Source organism: Burkholderia sp. MSh2, assembly GCF_000731655.1.
Taxonomy (GTDB): Bacteria; Pseudomonadota; Gammaproteobacteria; order Burkholderiales; family Burkholderiaceae; genus Burkholderia; species Burkholderia paludis.
In genome coordinates, this window is sequence record NZ_JPGM01000019.1 from 1 (window position 1) to 15,182 (window position 15,182).

Sequence of the window (15,182 nt, forward strand, 5' to 3'; positions counted from 1 at the left end):
AGAGATAACCGCTGAAAGCATCTAAGCGGGAAACTCGCCTTAAGATGAGATATCCCTGGGGACTAGATCCCCTTGAAGGGTCGTTCGAGACCAGGACGTTGATAGGTCAGGTGTGTAAGCGCAGTAATGCGTTCAGCTAACTGATACTAATTGCCCGTAAGGCTTGATCCTATAACAAGTCTGCCTTGTAGATCGGCGCCGTGCGCAAGCACTGGCTGCGATCCAAAGCGACAAGTTGGATTCTCGTGTGTGATACACACAACTCAAAATTACTGCTTCTTCCAAGATTGGTTGTGCTGCGAAGCCAGCGCAACAACCCTCTTTGCCTGATGACCATAGCGAGTCGGTCCCACCCCTTCCCATCCCGAACAGGACCGTGAAACGACTCTACGCCGATGATAGTGCGGATTCCCGTGTGAAAGTAGGTAATCGTCAGGCTCCCTAAGCCAGAAACCCCCGCCCAAAAGGCGGGGGTTTTTGCATTTCAGCGGCGGAAATGTGGGCGGATTCGTGACGGTTACCGAGTCGGAATTTGCACATTCGTCTTGCTCGTTGTCGTTCTGGGGATCACCAATAAATAGCCGATATCATTCGTGATCCTCCGGCTTTTCGCGTGCATCCCCGGTCAAGGCCGCAACTCATCCCTCTTTTCCTCCAGGCATTTTCCGATCGAATAGCCCGTAATTCGCAGGAAATAGACGCCTTGGCCGGTGTGGCCACGTAAAATCTGCGAACCCCATCCCTGTACTCGAAACGATGAACGCCGCCACCCAGATAGCTCGGGCTGTGTGCCCGCATGATTGTCCGGATACGTGCGCCATGCGCGTGACCGTCGAAAATGGCAAGGCGATCAAGGTCACGGGCGATCCTGATCACCCGCCGACACAAGGCGTGTTGTGCACGAAAGTGAGTCGATACGCTGATCGTGTTCATCACCCCGACCGCCTCACCGTTCCGCTCAGGCGCGTCGGCGCGAAAGGGGCCGGGCATTTTGCACCGATCAGCTGGGACGAGGCACTGGACGAGATCGGCCGCCGTCTCGGGGAAATCGCGGCGCGCGCGCCGGAAGCGATCGTGCCCTACAGCTATGCGGGAACGATGGGGCTCGTGCAGGGCGAGGGCATTGCACAGCGGTTCTTTCACAAGCTCGGCGCATCGCGGCTCGAGCGCACGATTTGCGCGGCAGCCGGTGCCGCGGGGTTGCGGTACACGTATGGCGGCAGTCTCGGCATGCACCTCGAGCATTTCGAGGAAAGCGAACTGATTCTGATATGGGGCGCGAACCCGATCGCATCGAGCCTGCACTTCTGGACGCGTGCGCAGGAAGCGAAGCGCCGCGGGGCGCGTCTTGTCGCCATCGATCCGTATCGTTCGCTGACGGCGGAGAAGTGTCATCAGCATATCGCGCTGAAACCGGGCACCGACGGGGCGTTTGCCCTGGGCATGATGCATGTGCTGATCGTCGAAGACCTGCTCGACCACGACTATATCGCCAGCCATACATTGGGCTTCGACGCGCTCAAGGAGCGGGCGATGTCCTATCCGCCCGAACGCGTCGCGCAGATCTGCGGTATCGACGCGACGGAGCTGGTCGATCTCGCCCGTCGTTACGGCGCCACGCGCAAGGCATCGATTCGCCTCAACTACGGCATGCAGCGCGTTCGCGGCGGTGGCAACGCCGTACGCGCGATTGCAAGCTTGCCGGCGCTAACGGGCGCGTGGCGGGATCGGGCTGGCGGGTTGCTGCTCTCGTCATCGGAATCGGCGCCGGTCAACCAGGCGGCATTGTTGCGCCCGGATCTGATGCCTGGCTGGCCGCACACGCTGCCGCGCATCGTCAACATGAACGCGATCGGGGACGCGCTGCTGCACCCGGGAGATGCGATCTTCGGGCCGAAGGTCGAAGCGATAGTCGTGTACAACTCGAACCCGGTGGCGGTTGCGCCGGATTCGTCCAAGGTCGCCGCCGGATTCGCGCGGGAGGATCTGTTTACGGTCGTTCTCGAGCATTTCAAGACAGATACCGTCGATTTCGCCGACATTGTGTTGCCGGCGACCACACAACTCGAGCATCTGGACATCCATAAATCGTACGGGCATACCTATGTGATGGCGAACCTGCCGGCGATTCCTCCGGTGGGTGAGGCGCGGCCGAACACGGAGATCTTTCGCGGCATCGCGCGCAGCATGGGCCTCGAAGAGCCTGCGCTCCACGACAGTGACGAGGAGGTCGCGCGCGCGGCGCTCCGCTGGGACGATCCCGCGCTCGACAGCGACTGGAACACGCTGAAACAGGCCGGCTGGTTGAAGCTCAAGCTGCCGGAGGCGCCGTTCGCGAATGGCGGTTTTCGTACGCCGTCCGGCAAGTGCGAGTTCTACAGCCCGCGACTCGAGCAGATGGGCATGGATCCCGTGCCCGACTACCTGCCGCCGTTCGAATCCGCCGAGGCCGCGCCCGAGCTCGCCGCGCGCTTTCCGCTCGCGATGATTTCGCCGCCGGCCCGCCATTTCCTGAACAGCACGTTCGTGAACGTCGACAGTCTGCGCAACACGGAAGGGGAGCCGCATCTCGACGTTCACCCGTCCGACGCCGGGGCGCGCGGCATTGCGGACGGCGATCTCGTCCGCATCTTCAACGACCGCGGATCGATGCAGGCGCTTGCGAGAATTACCGATCGCGCACGTCCGGGGCTCGTCGTCGGATTGTCGATCTGGTGGAAGAAGCTGTCGCCGGACGGCCGGAATGCAAACGAGGTGACGAGCCAGGCGTTGACCGATCTCGGCAATTCGGCGACTTTTTACGATTGCCTTGTGGAGATTGAGCGAATTTGATCGAATATCACCGTATGAGCAGACGAATATCGGCGGAAGTTCGAAGTGGACATCTAACCCTGTTGTCTCGGGGCGGTCCAGCCGTTACGATGCGTTTTAGCACGACCATTCGAAAATCTGTGAGGAGACGCGCAGTATGGACAAAATTTGGCTGAAATCGTACCCACCCGGCGTTCCAGCCGAAATTGACGCGTCTCCTTACCCCTCCGTTCCTGACCTGCTCGACGAAAGCTTCCGGCAGTATCGCGACCGCACGGCGTTCGTCTGCATGGGCAAGGGCATCACGTACGGCGAACTCGACACGCTGTCGCGCCAGTTCGGCGCTTGGCTGCAATCGCGCGGGCTGGCGCGCGGCGCGCGCGTCGCGATCATGATGCCGAACGTGCTGCAGTATCCGGTGGCAATCGCCGCGGTACTGCGTGCCGGCTACACGGTCGTCAACGTGAACCCGCTCTATACGCCGCGCGAACTCGAACATCAGTTGAAGGACAGCGGCGCGGAAGCGATCGTCATCCTGGAGAATTTCGCATCGACGCTACAGGCCGTCATCGCCAATACGGCCGTCAAGCACGTCGTCGTCGCATCGATGGGCGACCTGCTGGGCATCAAGGGGTGGCTCGTCAACTATGTCGTGCGCAACGTGAAGAAGATGGTGCCCGCGTGGCAGTTGCCGTCGTTCACGCGCTTCAAGGCCGCCCTGTCGGAAGGGGCGCGCCAGTCGTTCAAGCCGCAGAAGGTCGGCCCCGACGACGTCGCGTTCCTGCAATACACGGGTGGTACGACCGGTGTCGCGAAGGGCGCGACGCTGCTGCACCGGAACATCGTGTCGAACGTGCTGCAGGCCGGCGCCTGGCACCAGCCGGCTCACGAGAAATTCCCTGAGGTGAAACAGTTCGTGACGGTCGTCGCGTTGCCGCTGTATCACGTGTTCGCGCTGACCGTCTGCGGTTTCCTGACCCTGCGTACGGGCGGCATGGGCATCCTGATCCCGAACCCGCGCGACATCGCCGGCATGATCAAGGAATTGAAGGGCTATCAGATCTCGACGATTCCGGCCGTCAACACGCTGTACAACGCGCTGCTGAACCATCCCGAATTCAATCAGCTCGACCTGTCGAAGCTCGTGATCGCCAACGGCGGCGGGATGGCGATCCAGGAAGGCGTCGCGAAGCGCTGGTATGAAAAGACGCACACGGCGATCATCGAAGGGTACGGCCTGTCCGAAACATCGCCGGTGGCGACCTGCAACCCGGTGACCGCGACCGAATACAGCGGGACGATCGGTCTGCCGCTGCCTTCGACCGAAGTGGCGATCCGCGACGATGCCGGCAACGACGTCGCGCTGGGCGAACCCGGCGAGATCTGCATCCGCGGGCCGCAGGTGATGGCCGGCTACTGGAACCGTCCGGACGAGACCGAGAAGGTGATGTTCCCCGACGGCTTTTTCAAGACGGGCGATGTCGGCGTGATGGATGCGCGCGGCTACGTGAAGATCGTCGACCGGAAGAAGGACATGATCCTCGTGTCCGGCTTCAATGTTTATCCGAACGAAGTCGAGGACGTGGTGGCGTCGCACCCGGGCGTGTTCGAGGTGGCGGCGGTCGGCGTGCCGGACGAGCATTCCGGCGAGGCGGTGAAGCTGTTCGTCGTGAAGAAGGATCCGGCACTCACCGACAAGGACATCCTGGCGTACTGCAAGGAGCGGCTCACCGGTTACAAGCGGCCGAAGCTGGTCGAGTTCCGCACCGAGTTGCCCAAGACCAACGTCGGCAAAATCCTGCGGCGCGAGTTGCGCGACGGACGCGCGTAACGATGTGGTTCAACGGAAAGCCCGGCTCGCGCCGGGCTTTTTTGTTTTGTGGCGCAAGCACGGATCGGACAGGTGAAGTTCTCGGTTGCCAAGCCACGAGCCACGAGTCACGAGTCACGAGTCACGAGTCACGAGTCACGAGTCACGAGTCACGAGTCACGAGTCACGAGTCACGAGTCACGAGTCACGAGTCACGAGTCACGAGCCACGAGCCACCAGCCACCAGCCACCAGCCACCAGCCACCAGCCACCACCCCGCGCGCTGTTCGTGCGAAGAAGCGCGTCATGGCCGGCAGATCCCCGGCGTGCGGGCCCGGGCGGCTGTGCCGCGAAAAAGAAAAAGGCGCCCGAAGGCGCCTTCAAGATGCTGCGGCTTGTCAGGCAAGCTGATTAGAACTTGTGACGGATACCGATGCGCGCTGCGACCTGGTTGCTGGTGCTCGAGCCCGTGAGACCGTTGATCGAAGCGGTTGCCTGGATGACGTTGCCATCCGCGTCGAGCACGTTGCCCGATGCGTGCTGGTACACGCCGATTGCGTAGACGTCCGTGCGCTTCGACAGGAAGTAGTCGACGCCCAGCGAGCCTTGGTGGTACTTGGCTGCCGAATTGCCGTCGATCTTGCTGCCTTGCGTGTAGTCGTACGCTGCGCCCAGAATCAGCGCCGGGGTCAGCTGGTACTTGAAGTTGACTTCGGCGTTGTTGAACGTTGCGGTCTGGTTCACGAACGGACCGGCCGAGAAGCCCTTGAACTTCGTGTTCGAGTACGTCGCGCCGACCGTTGCTGCGCCGAACGTGTACGCACCGCCGGCACCGATGACCTGGTACGTGTTCGCGTTGTTCGCGTACGTGCCGTAGACCGGCGACGAGACCGACGCCGACGCGGAGCCGTTGTTGAACATGCCGCCGAACTGGTTCGGCGTGCGGGCGTTCAAGTAACCGACGCCCAACACCAACGGGCCGTTGTTGTAGCCTGCGCCGAGCGACCAGACCTGGTTCTTCGAGAACTGGCCTGCCTGGCCGCCGAAGCTGTACAGGCCGCCGAACGAGAAGCCGTTGTACGTCTGGCTCGTGAACTTGACTGCGTTGTTCACGCGATACGCGTTGTTGAAGTTGTCGAGGTCGCCCGGGTGAGCGGCGATGTAGCCGCCCCACTGGTCGCCTGCCTCGAGCGGGCCGACGAAGTCGACGACGGAGTCGTACTGGCGGCCCAGCGTGACCGTGCCGTAGTTGCTCGACAGGCCGACGTAAGCCTGACGGCCGAACATCAGGCCGCCCTGACCGAGCTTGCCGCTGTTCACGTCGAAACCGTTTTCGAGGGTGAAGATCGCCTTCAGGCCGCCACCGAGGTCTTCGGTGCCGCGCAGGCCGAAGCGGCTGCCTTGCATCACGCCGCTGGCCATGCTGTACAGGTGCTTGCCGTCTGCGTTGTTGTTGAAGAGCAGACCTTCATCGATGATGCCGTAAAGCGTCACGCTGCTTTGCGCATGGGCAGCGCCAGCGAACGCGCCCAGCGCGACGAGCGCGAGAAGCGACTTTTTCATTAACGGATCTCCAAAATTACCGAATTTTTCTGGCGGGGCCGATAGTTATGTTCTGTCGACGGGCCCCATCAACTTCGCAAGAAGTCGCACGTAATGTAGCAAAACCGTTTTTTGCCACAAAGCGAAATGCCGCAGCTCAAGGTCGCCATGTTTCCTTTATGCAACAATGGTTACAATCACGGGTTAACCGCAATTTCCGCTGAATAATCAAGTCGGTTACGCAGCGGACTCGTGCCCTTGCCGCTCGCGGCGGCACACATGCAGCCAGGAGAACAGGATGGTGTTGGATGAACTGATCAGCGAATTCGATCGCGGCCTGCGATCGCTGGCCGGCATTAGCCGGATGAGCCGGCCGGTGCCCGTGCCGGCGGAGGCGCCGGCCGTCGAGTTGACGCCCGCCGAGCGCACGCATGCCGCCGGGCTGATGCGCGTGAACCACGTCGGCGAGGTCTGCGCGCAGGCGCTTTACCAGGCTCAGAAATTCACCGCGCGCACGGCGTCGGCGAAGGCGATGTTCGAGGAAGCGGCGCGCGAGGAAGAGGATCACCTCGCGTGGACGGCGCACCGGCTCAAGGAGCTCGATTCGCGTCCGAGCCTGCTGAACCCGCTGTGGTATGCCGGCGCGCTCGCGATCGGCGTGGCGGCCGGTACGCTCGGCGACAAGGTCAGCCTCGGCTTCATGGCCGAGACGGAGCGGCAGGTCGAGAGCCATCTCGAGGGCCATCTGTCCGAGCTGCCGGCGGCCGATACCGCGTCGCGCGCGATCGTCGACCAGATGCGGATCGACGAAGTGAAGCACGGCAAGGCCGCGACCGACGCGGGCGGGGCCGAGCTGCCGCTGCCCGCGCGGATGCTGATGCGCGCCGCGTCGAAAGTCATGACGAGCACTGCGTACTATCTGTGAGATTTGCACCGGGGCGACGCGCGACGCCGCCCCGGGTTCACCGCCCCCGATACCGCCCGTTTATTCCGCGTTTTCCCGCCCCCGAAAGCCCCGCCCGCACACCCGTCTGGCTCGTCTTTCTCACGTATCACCTTCACAAGTTGCACTAGTTCATTCATTTATAACGGTTTTTAGAATGAGGGGTCGCATGAGCATGTGCGCGTAAGTCCTTGTTCTAACTAACAAAATTCGTCAAAAAAGCGGGCCGCTCCCTTGACCGTGCCACACCCTTCCTCTAAAGTGGGAGACAGTGTGAGAAAGTGTATTTTTGTGTGATTTAGCGGGCTGTTCCGGCTAAATTCTCAGCATGGAGCGGGTGCTTCGGTGCCCTGAACGGGAGAGCGGAAAGTGTTCCAAGGGGCGTCGGCGCTGACGCTCGATGCGAAAGGGCGGATGTCGGTGCCGGCTCGCTATCGCGAAGCGCTGCAAGGACAGGCAGAAGGACGGGTGACTGTGACCAAGCACCCGGACGGCTGCCTGTTGCTGTTTCCGCGCCCCGAATGGGAAGTATTCCGCGCCAAGATCGCCGCGCTGCCGATGGACGCGCATTGGTGGCGACGAATTTTTCTCGGCAATGCGATGGACGTCGATCTCGACAGCGCGGGCCGGATTCTTGTATCGCCCGAGCTGCGCATGGCAGCCGGACTGGAAAAGGAAGTCATGTTGTTGGGAATGGGTAGTCACTTCGAGCTGTGGGATTCGCAGACCTACATCGCGAAGGAGCAGGCGGCGATGGCGCAGGGCATGCCCGACGCGCTGAAGAATTTCACGTTCTGATTGCGGTGACGGAGACGCCCGCGATGGGAAACGAATTGCAGCATCGGACGGTGCTGTTGGACGAAGCGGTCGAGTCGCTCGTGATGCGACCGGACGGCGTGTATGTCGACGGCACCTTTGGGCGCGGCGGTCATAGTCGCGCGGTGCTCGCGCGGCTGGCGCCGGCCGGGCGGCTGATCGCGTTCGACAAGGATCCGAGGGCGATCGAGACGGCGGAGGGCATCGCGGATGCCCGCTTCTCGATCGTGCATGACAGCTTTGCATCGATGCGCGATGCGCTTGCGGCGCGCGGCGTCGAGAAGGTGTCGGGTGTGTTGCTCGATCTGGGCGTGTCCTCGCCGCAAGTGGACGATCCGGCGCGCGGCTTCAGCTTCCGCGCCGATGGTCCGCTGGACATGCGGATGGATCCGACGCGCGGCGAGTCGGCCGCGGAATGGCTCGCGCGGGCTTCGGTGCAGGAATTGACGGAGGTGATACGGGATTATGGGGAAGAACGGTTTGCTTTTCAGATTGCAAAGGCGCTTGTTGCTCGCCGGGCAGAGTCCGACCGTCTTGGGCCTCTCGACACCACGGGCGAGCTTGCCCAAATCGTGGGTCACGTCGTCAAAACCCGTGAGAAGGGCAAGGATCCGGCAACCCGCACCTTTCAGGCTATACGGATTCACGTCAATCAAGAGCTTGCGGACCTGCAAGTCGTACTAGACGCGGCACTGTCGTTGCTGGAGCAAGGGGGGCGGCTGGTGGTCATCAGCTTTCATTCACTCGAGGACCGGATCGTCAAGCGATTCATGCAGGCGCACGCGAACGCGCCCGCGGTCGATCGTCGCCTGCCGATCCGTGCCGTCGACCTCCCGAGCCCGCCGCTCAAGATCATCGGCCGTCATTTCCCGAGCGAAGCGGAAGTGGCGGCGAATCCGCGTGCCCGCTCGGCCGTGATGCGCATTGCGGAGCGCGTCACGCCATGAGCCGCTTCAACATCTTCCTGCTGATCATCGTGATGGGTTGCGCGCTGTCGGTCGTCAACTCGACGAACCAGCAGCGCCAGATCTTCATCCAGCTGCAGCGCGCGCAGTCGCAGGAGCGTCAGCTCCAGCAGGACTACGCGCAGCTCCAGTATCAGCAGAGCGCGTTGTCGAAGACGTCGCGCATCGAGCAGCTCGCGAACGATTCGCTGAAGATGCAGCCGATCTCGACCGGCCGCACGCAATACCTGACGCTGTCGCCGGGCGCCGCGAAGGCGACCGATGCGCCGATTCCGGCGTCGGCCGACGCGGCCGGCAAGGGCAAGGGGGGCGCGCGATGAAACCGTCGCCGAAACGCCAGAACGTGAAGTTCTCGTCGAGCCCCGTGCTGGGCGTGCATCTGCCGATGTGGCGCTCGAAGCTCGTCGTGTTCCTGCTGTTCATGGCGTTCGTCGCGCTGGCCGCGCGGGCATTCTGGATTCAGGGCCCCGGCAACGCGTTCTATCAGAAGCAGGGTGAAAGCCGCTATCAGCGCACGATCGAGCTGCCCGCGACGCGCGGCAAGATCCTCGACCGTAACGGGCTCGTGCTCGCGACGAGCCTGCCCGTGCGCGCGATCTGGGCGATTCCCGACGCGGTGCCGGACGATCTCGACGCCGGCAAGGTCAACCAGCTCGGCCAGCTCCTCGGCATGACGCCGAAGGAACTGCGCGTGAAACTGTCGGAAGACAAGGGTTTCGTCTACGTGAAGCGCCAGGTGCCGATCGACGTCGCGGACAAGGTCGCCGCGCTCGACATTCCCGGTATCTATCAGCGCAACGAATACAAGCGCTTCTATCCGGAAGGCGAGATCACCGCCCACCTGATCGGTTTCACGAACGTCGAGGACGAAGGGCAGGAGGGCGTCGAGCTCGGCGACCAGAAGCTGCTGTCCGGCACGTCGGGCGTGCGTCGCGTGATCAAGGACCGGATGGGGCACATCGTCGAGGACGTCGCCGAACAGATCCCGCCGCACAACGGCACCGACGTCGACCTGTCGATCGACAGCAAGATCCAGTACATCGCATACGCGAACCTGAAGGCCGCCGTCGACAAGTTCAAGGCGAAGGCGGGCGCGGCGATGGTGGTCGACGTGCGCACCGGCGAGGTGCTCGCGCTCGTCAACTACCCGACGTACAACCCGAACGACCGCTCGCGCATGACGGGCGAGCAGCTGCGCAACCGGATCATGACCGACGTGTTCGAGCCGGGCTCGATCATGAAGCCGTTTACGGTGTCGCTCGCGCTCGACCTGCATCGCGTGACGCCGAACACGCTCGTCGAAACGGGTAACGGGCATTTCGTGCTCGACGGCGCGCCGATCACCGACGACGCGGGCTTCGGCACGCTGACGGTCGGCGGCGTGATCCAGAAATCGAGCAACATCGGCGCGACGAAGATCGCGATGACGATGCGGCCCGAGGAAATGTGGGACATGTATACGAGCATCGGCCTCGGCCAGGCGCCGAAGGTCGGGTTTCCGGGCGCGGTGGCCGGCCGTCTGCGGCCGTGGAAGAGCTGGCGGCGCATCGAGCAGGCGACGATGTCGTACGGTTACGGCCTGTCGGTGTCGCTGTTCCAGCTCGCGCGTGCCTACACGGCGATCGCGCACGACGGCGAGCTGATGCCCGTGACCATTTTCAAGACCGACCCCAATCAGCCGATCACGGGGACGCAGGTGTTTACGCCGACCACCGCGCGCGAAGTGCGTGCGATGCTCGAGACGGTGGTCGCGCCGGGCGGCACGTCGCCTGACGCAGCCGTGCCCGGCTACCGCGTCGGCGGCAAGAGCGGTACCGCGTACAAGCACGAAGGTCACGGCTACACACGCAAGTACCGCGCGTCGTTCGTCGGGATGGCGCCGATGCCGAATCCTCGCGTCGTGATCGCGGTGTCGGTCGACGAGCCGACCGCCGGCAGCCACTTCGGCGGCCAGGTGTCCGGCCCCGTATTCTCGGCGATTGCCGGCGACACGATGCGGGCGCTGAACGTGCCGCCGAACATGCCGATCAAGCAGCTCGTCGTGTCCGACGATTCGCCTGCGGCGCCTTCCGCAGCGGGCCCGCAAAAGCTGGCCGCGGGGAGCGGCGCGAAGCATATGATCGTATCCAGCACGACACGTAATTCACCAGGAGTGGTTCGATGAGCGCCGCCCGCAGTTCTCATCCGGCGCATCAGCAGATCGCAGCCGCGCTTGCGTGGCTGCGTCAGCATGTGGCCCCCGCAGCGCAACTGCATGCCGACACGCGCAGCCTCAAGGCTGGCGACGTGTTTCTCGCCTATGCGGTCGACGGGGCCGACAATCGCGCGTTCGCGATCGACGCCGTCGCGCGCGGCGCGGCTGCCGTGCTGTACCAGCCGGAAGGGCTGGCCGCGGCGCCGGCCGTGCCCGTCTCGCTGGCGGTGCCGGCGCTCGACCAGCTCGCCGGCGAGATCGCGAGCGGCTGGTACGGCGACCCGAGCGACAGCCTGCTTACGGTTGGCGTGACCGGCACGAACGGCAAGACGTCGTGCACGCATTGGATCGCCACCGCGCTGACGGCGCTGCACCAGCCGTGCGCGCTGATCGGCACGCTCGGCACCGGGATGCCCGGCCAGCTCGTGCCGACCGGTTTCACGACGCCCGACGCGCCGCAGCTGCAGCGCAGCCTCGCGCAATTGCGCGACGCCGGTGCGAAGGCCGTGGCAATGGAAGTGTCGTCGCATGCGCTGCATCAGGGGCGCGTGAACGGGACGGCATTCGACATCGCGGTGTTTACGAACCTCACGCAGGATCACCTCGACTATCACGGCACGTTCGATGCGTACGAAGCCGCCAAGGCGAAGCTGTTCGCGTGGCGCGGCCTGCGTGCGGCGGTCGTCAATCGCGACGACGCCGCCGGCCGCCGCCTGCTCGAGAAGCTGGCCGGCCGCGTGCGTACGATCGCATACGGGATCGGCGACGCGCCGGCACCCGATGCCGATCGCGAACTGGTCGCGCTCGACGTGCGCGCCACCGCGACGGGCACCGCATTCCGGCTGCGTTCGTCATGGGGCGACGCGGACGTCGAAGTCGGCACGCTCGGCATGTTCAACGTCAGCAACCTGCTCGCCGTGCTCGGCTCGCTGCTCGCGGCCGACGTGCCGTTCGACGCGGCGCTTGCCGAGGTCGCGCGGCTCGAGTCGGTCAACGGCCGGATGCAGCGGCTCGGTGGCCGGCTGCAGAACGATGAACCGCTCGTCGTGATCGATTACGCGCACACGCCCGACGCCCTCGAGAAGACGCTCGACGCGCTGCGCCCGATCGCGGCGGCGCGCGGCGGCCGGCTCGTCTGCATGTTCGGCTGCGGCGGCGATCGCGACGCGACGAAGCGTCCGCTGATGGGCGCGATCGCGGAGCGGCTCGCCGACGAAACCGTCGTCACGAGCGACAACCCGCGCAGCGAGGATCCGCAGCGCATCATCGACCAGATCGTCGCCGGCATGACCGCGCCCGAACACGCGCGCCGCATCGAGGATCGCGCGAGCGCGATCCTGCAGGCCGTGCGCAGCGCGGCGCGCGAGGATGTCGTCGTGCTGGCCGGCAAGGGCCACGAGGCCACGCAGGAAATCATGGGCAAGAAACGGACGTTCTCCGATCAGGATCACGCGCGCCTCGCGCTGGCGGCGCGGGCGACGCACGGCAAGGGAGGCGCCGAATGACGATGCTCAGTCTCGGCGAAGCCGCCCGTCTGATTCCGGGCGCAACGGTGCTCGGCGATGCGGGCGTCACGTTCGACCGCGTGTCGACCGACAGCCGCACGGCCGGCCCGGGCGACCTGTTCGTCGCGCTGAAGGGCGAGCGCTTCGATGCGCATGCGTTCCTCGGCGATGTCGCCGCGCGCGGCGCGGCCGCGGCGCTGGTCGAGCACGTGCCGGCCGGCGTGACGATGCCGGCGATCGTGGGCGGTGAAACACGTGCCGCGCTCGGCGCGCTTGCACACGGCTGGCGCAAACGATTCCCGTTGCCGCTCGTCGCGGTGACGGGCAGCAACGGCAAGACGACCGTCAAGGAAATGATCGCGTCGATCTTCGCGGCTGCGGTCGGCGCCGACGCACGGCTCGCGACGGCGGGCAACCTGAACAACGACGTCGGTCTGCCGCTGACGCTGCTGCGCCTGTCGGCCGCGCATCGTCTCGCGGTGATCGAGATCGGGATGAACCACCCGGGCGAGACCGAAATCCTCGCGCGCCTCACGGCGCCGACGGTCGCACTCGTCAACAACGCGCAGCGCGAGCACCAGGAATTCATGGCGACGGTCGAAGCCGTCGCCCTCGAACACGCGTCCGTGATTCACGCGCTGCCGCCGGACGGCGTCGCGGTGTTCCCGGCCGACGATGCGTATGCGGGCATCTGGCGTGTCGCGGCGACCGGCAACCGGATCCTCGATTTCGCGCTGCACGACGCCGAGCGGCAGAACGATGCGCAGGTCATCGGCCGCCTGCACGGCGGCGAACTCGCGATCGACACGCCGGCGGGCGCCGTCACGGTGCGGTTGCGCGCGCTCGGCGAGCACAACGCGCGCAATGCGCTGGCCGCGACAGCCGCGGCGCTGGGCGCCGGCGTCGCGTTGGCGGCGGTCAAGCGGGGCCTCGAAGCGTTCGAGCCGGTCAAGGGCCGGCTGCAGGTCAAGCGGGCGGTCGCCGGCAACCTCGCGGGCGCGACGGTCGTCGACGATACGTACAACGCGAATCCCGATTCGATGCGGGCCGCGATCGACGTACTCGCCGCCCATCCGTCGCCGCGCGTGCTGGTGATCGGCGACATGGGCGAGGTGGGCGACGAAGGGCCGGCATTCCATCGCGAAATCGGCGCCTACGCGCACGAGCGCGGGATCGACGCGCTGTTCGCGCTCGGCGACGCATCGCGCGATGCATGCGCGGCGTACGGCGAGGCGGCGCGCCATTTCGGCGATGTCGGCGCGCTGGTCGACGCATTGCTCGCGGCGGGCTACGGCGCGCAGGCGACGGTGCTCGTGAAGGGTTCGCGGTACATGAAGATGGAGCGCGTGGTCGACGCGCTGACGAATCAACCCGCGGCGGGCACGGCGCCCGTCGCTCACTGAGTAGAAGGAAGGAAGCATGCTGCTGGCGCTGGCGCAATGGCTGCAAGGAGACGCAAGCTTTTTGCGCTTGTTCACGTACCTCACGTTCCGTGCGGTGATGGCCACCATCACCGCGCTCGGGATCGGGCTCGTGTGCGGACCCTGGGTGATCCGCAAGCTGACGCAAATGAAGGTCGGTCAGGCCGTGCGCAAGGACGGCCCGCAGACGCACCTCGTCAAGTCGGGCACGCCGACGATGGGCGGCGTGCTGATCCTGATCGGCATCGCGGTCGCGACGCTGCTTTGGGGCGACCTGACGAACCGTTTCATCTGGATCGTGATGCTCGTCACGTTCGGTTTCGGCGTGATCGGCTGGGTCGACGATTACCGCAAGGTCGTCCACAAGGATCCGCGCGGGATGTCGTCGCGTGAAAAGTATTTCTGGCAATCGGTGATCGGGCTGTTCGCGGCCGTCTACCTCGCGTTCAGCGTGTCCGAGGCGAACAACGTGCGCGTGTTCGACCTGTTCATGGCGTGGGTGCGGAGCGGGCTGTCGATGGGGCTGCCGGCGCGCGCCGACCTGATGCTGCCGTTCCTGAAGTCGATCAGCTATCCGCTCGGCGTCTGGGGCTTCATCGTTCTGACCTACTTCGTGATCGTGGGCGCGAGCAACGCGGTGAACCTGACCGATGGCCTCGATGGTCTCGTGATCATGCCGGTCGTGCTGGTCGGCGCGTCGCTGGGTGTGTTCGCGTACGTGATGGGCAGCGCGGTCTATTCAAAATACCTGCTGTTCCCGCACATTCCGGGCGCGGGCGAACTGCTGATCTTCTGTTCCGCGATGGGCGGGGCAGGGCTCGCGTTCCTCTGGTACAACACGCACCCCGCGCAGGTGTTCATGGGCGACGTCGGCGCGCTGGCGCTCGGCGGCGCGCTCGGCACGGTCGCGGTGATCGTGCGCCAGGAAATCGTGCTGTTCATCATGGGCGGCATCTTCGTGGCCGAAACGCTGTCGGTGATGCTGCAGGTTTCGTGGTTCAAGTACACGAAGAAGCGTTACGGCGAAGGGCGGCGCCTGCTGAAGATGGCGCCGCTGCATCACCATTTCGAATTGTCCGGCTGGAAGGAAACGCAGGTGGTCGTGCGTTTCTGGATCATCACGCTGATGCTGTGCCTGTTCGGTCTGACCACCCTCAAGCTGCGGTAAAGGAAAG

The 15,182-nt window shown here is 64.5% G+C and carries 11 protein-coding genes and 2 rRNA genes; 12 read left to right on the forward strand and 1 reads right to left on the reverse strand.

Going from position 1 to position 15,182, the window contains the following annotated elements; translation table 11 throughout:
* From GQ57_RS12740 to GQ57_RS12755, 4 genes are all read left to right on the forward strand, one after another.
* Positions 1-171: ribosomal RNA gene (locus GQ57_RS12740) — 23S ribosomal RNA — on the forward strand; the annotation flags it as partial.
* A gap of 154 nt (positions 172-325) precedes the next feature.
* A 5S ribosomal RNA gene (rrf, locus tag GQ57_RS12745) occupies positions 326-438 on the forward strand.
* A 318-nt stretch (positions 439-756) separates the two neighbouring features.
* A complete protein-coding gene (locus GQ57_RS12750) occupies positions 757-2,832 on the forward strand; it encodes a molybdopterin-containing oxidoreductase family protein (protein ID WP_031403691.1) in 2,076 nt (691 codons plus the stop codon).
* Between the two features lie 136 nt (positions 2,833-2,968).
* Positions 2,969-4,642, forward strand: coding sequence for a long-chain fatty acid--CoA ligase (locus tag GQ57_RS12755; protein WP_031403690.1), 1,674 nt, complete (start codon positions 2,969-2,971; stop codon positions 4,640-4,642).
* Between the two features lie 390 nt (positions 4,643-5,032).
* On the opposite strand, the gene GQ57_RS12760 is transcribed toward GQ57_RS12755, so the two are convergent.
* Complete coding sequence (locus GQ57_RS12760) at positions 5,033-6,184, reverse strand: porin (RefSeq protein WP_034198036.1); 1,152 nt, start codon at positions 6,182-6,184, stop codon at positions 5,033-5,035.
* A gap of 277 nt (positions 6,185-6,461) precedes the next feature.
* Here GQ57_RS12760 and coq7 point away from each other — a divergent pair, with 277 nt between their 5' ends.
* From coq7 to mraY, 8 genes are all read left to right on the forward strand, one after another.
* Positions 6,462-7,088 (forward strand): 2-polyprenyl-3-methyl-6-methoxy-1,4-benzoquinone monooxygenase, encoded by a 627-nt coding sequence (gene coq7, locus GQ57_RS12765; protein ID WP_034198037.1) that lies wholly within the window; start codon positions 6,462-6,464, stop codon positions 7,086-7,088.
* A gap of 387 nt (positions 7,089-7,475) precedes the next feature.
* On the forward strand, positions 7,476-7,904 hold the full coding sequence (mraZ, locus tag GQ57_RS12770; protein ID WP_006400450.1) for a division/cell wall cluster transcriptional repressor MraZ: 429 nt from the start codon (positions 7,476-7,478) through the stop codon (positions 7,902-7,904).
* 23 nt (positions 7,905-7,927) lie between these two features.
* A complete protein-coding gene (rsmH, locus tag GQ57_RS12775) occupies positions 7,928-8,869 on the forward strand; it encodes a 16S rRNA (cytosine(1402)-N(4))-methyltransferase RsmH (RefSeq protein WP_034198038.1) in 942 nt (313 codons plus the stop codon).
* Positions 8,866-9,207, forward strand: coding sequence for a cell division protein FtsL (gene ftsL / locus GQ57_RS12780; protein WP_031398957.1), 342 nt, complete (start codon positions 8,866-8,868; stop codon positions 9,205-9,207). The genes rsmH and ftsL overlap by 4 nt, the downstream gene beginning before the upstream one ends.
* A complete protein-coding gene (locus tag GQ57_RS12785; RefSeq protein WP_034198039.1) occupies positions 9,204-11,051 on the forward strand; it encodes a peptidoglycan D,D-transpeptidase FtsI family protein in 1,848 nt (615 codons plus the stop codon). The genes ftsL and GQ57_RS12785 overlap by 4 nt, the downstream gene beginning before the upstream one ends.
* The gene (locus GQ57_RS12790) at positions 11,048-12,586 is read left to right on the forward strand and encodes a UDP-N-acetylmuramoyl-L-alanyl-D-glutamate--2,6-diaminopimelate ligase (RefSeq protein WP_034198040.1); all 1,539 of its coding nucleotides are present in this window, start codon (positions 11,048-11,050) and stop codon (positions 12,584-12,586) included. Before GQ57_RS12785 ends, GQ57_RS12790 begins: the two co-directional genes overlap by 4 nt.
* On the forward strand, positions 12,583-13,989 hold the full coding sequence (locus GQ57_RS12795; protein WP_034198041.1) for a UDP-N-acetylmuramoyl-tripeptide--D-alanyl-D-alanine ligase: 1,407 nt from the start codon (positions 12,583-12,585) through the stop codon (positions 13,987-13,989). Before GQ57_RS12790 ends, GQ57_RS12795 begins: the two co-directional genes overlap by 4 nt.
* A gap of 16 nt (positions 13,990-14,005) precedes the next feature.
* The gene (gene mraY / locus GQ57_RS12800; RefSeq protein WP_006477019.1) at positions 14,006-15,175 is read left to right on the forward strand and encodes a phospho-N-acetylmuramoyl-pentapeptide-transferase; all 1,170 of its coding nucleotides are present in this window, start codon (positions 14,006-14,008) and stop codon (positions 15,173-15,175) included.
* The last annotated feature ends 7 nt before the right edge of the window (positions 15,176-15,182 follow it).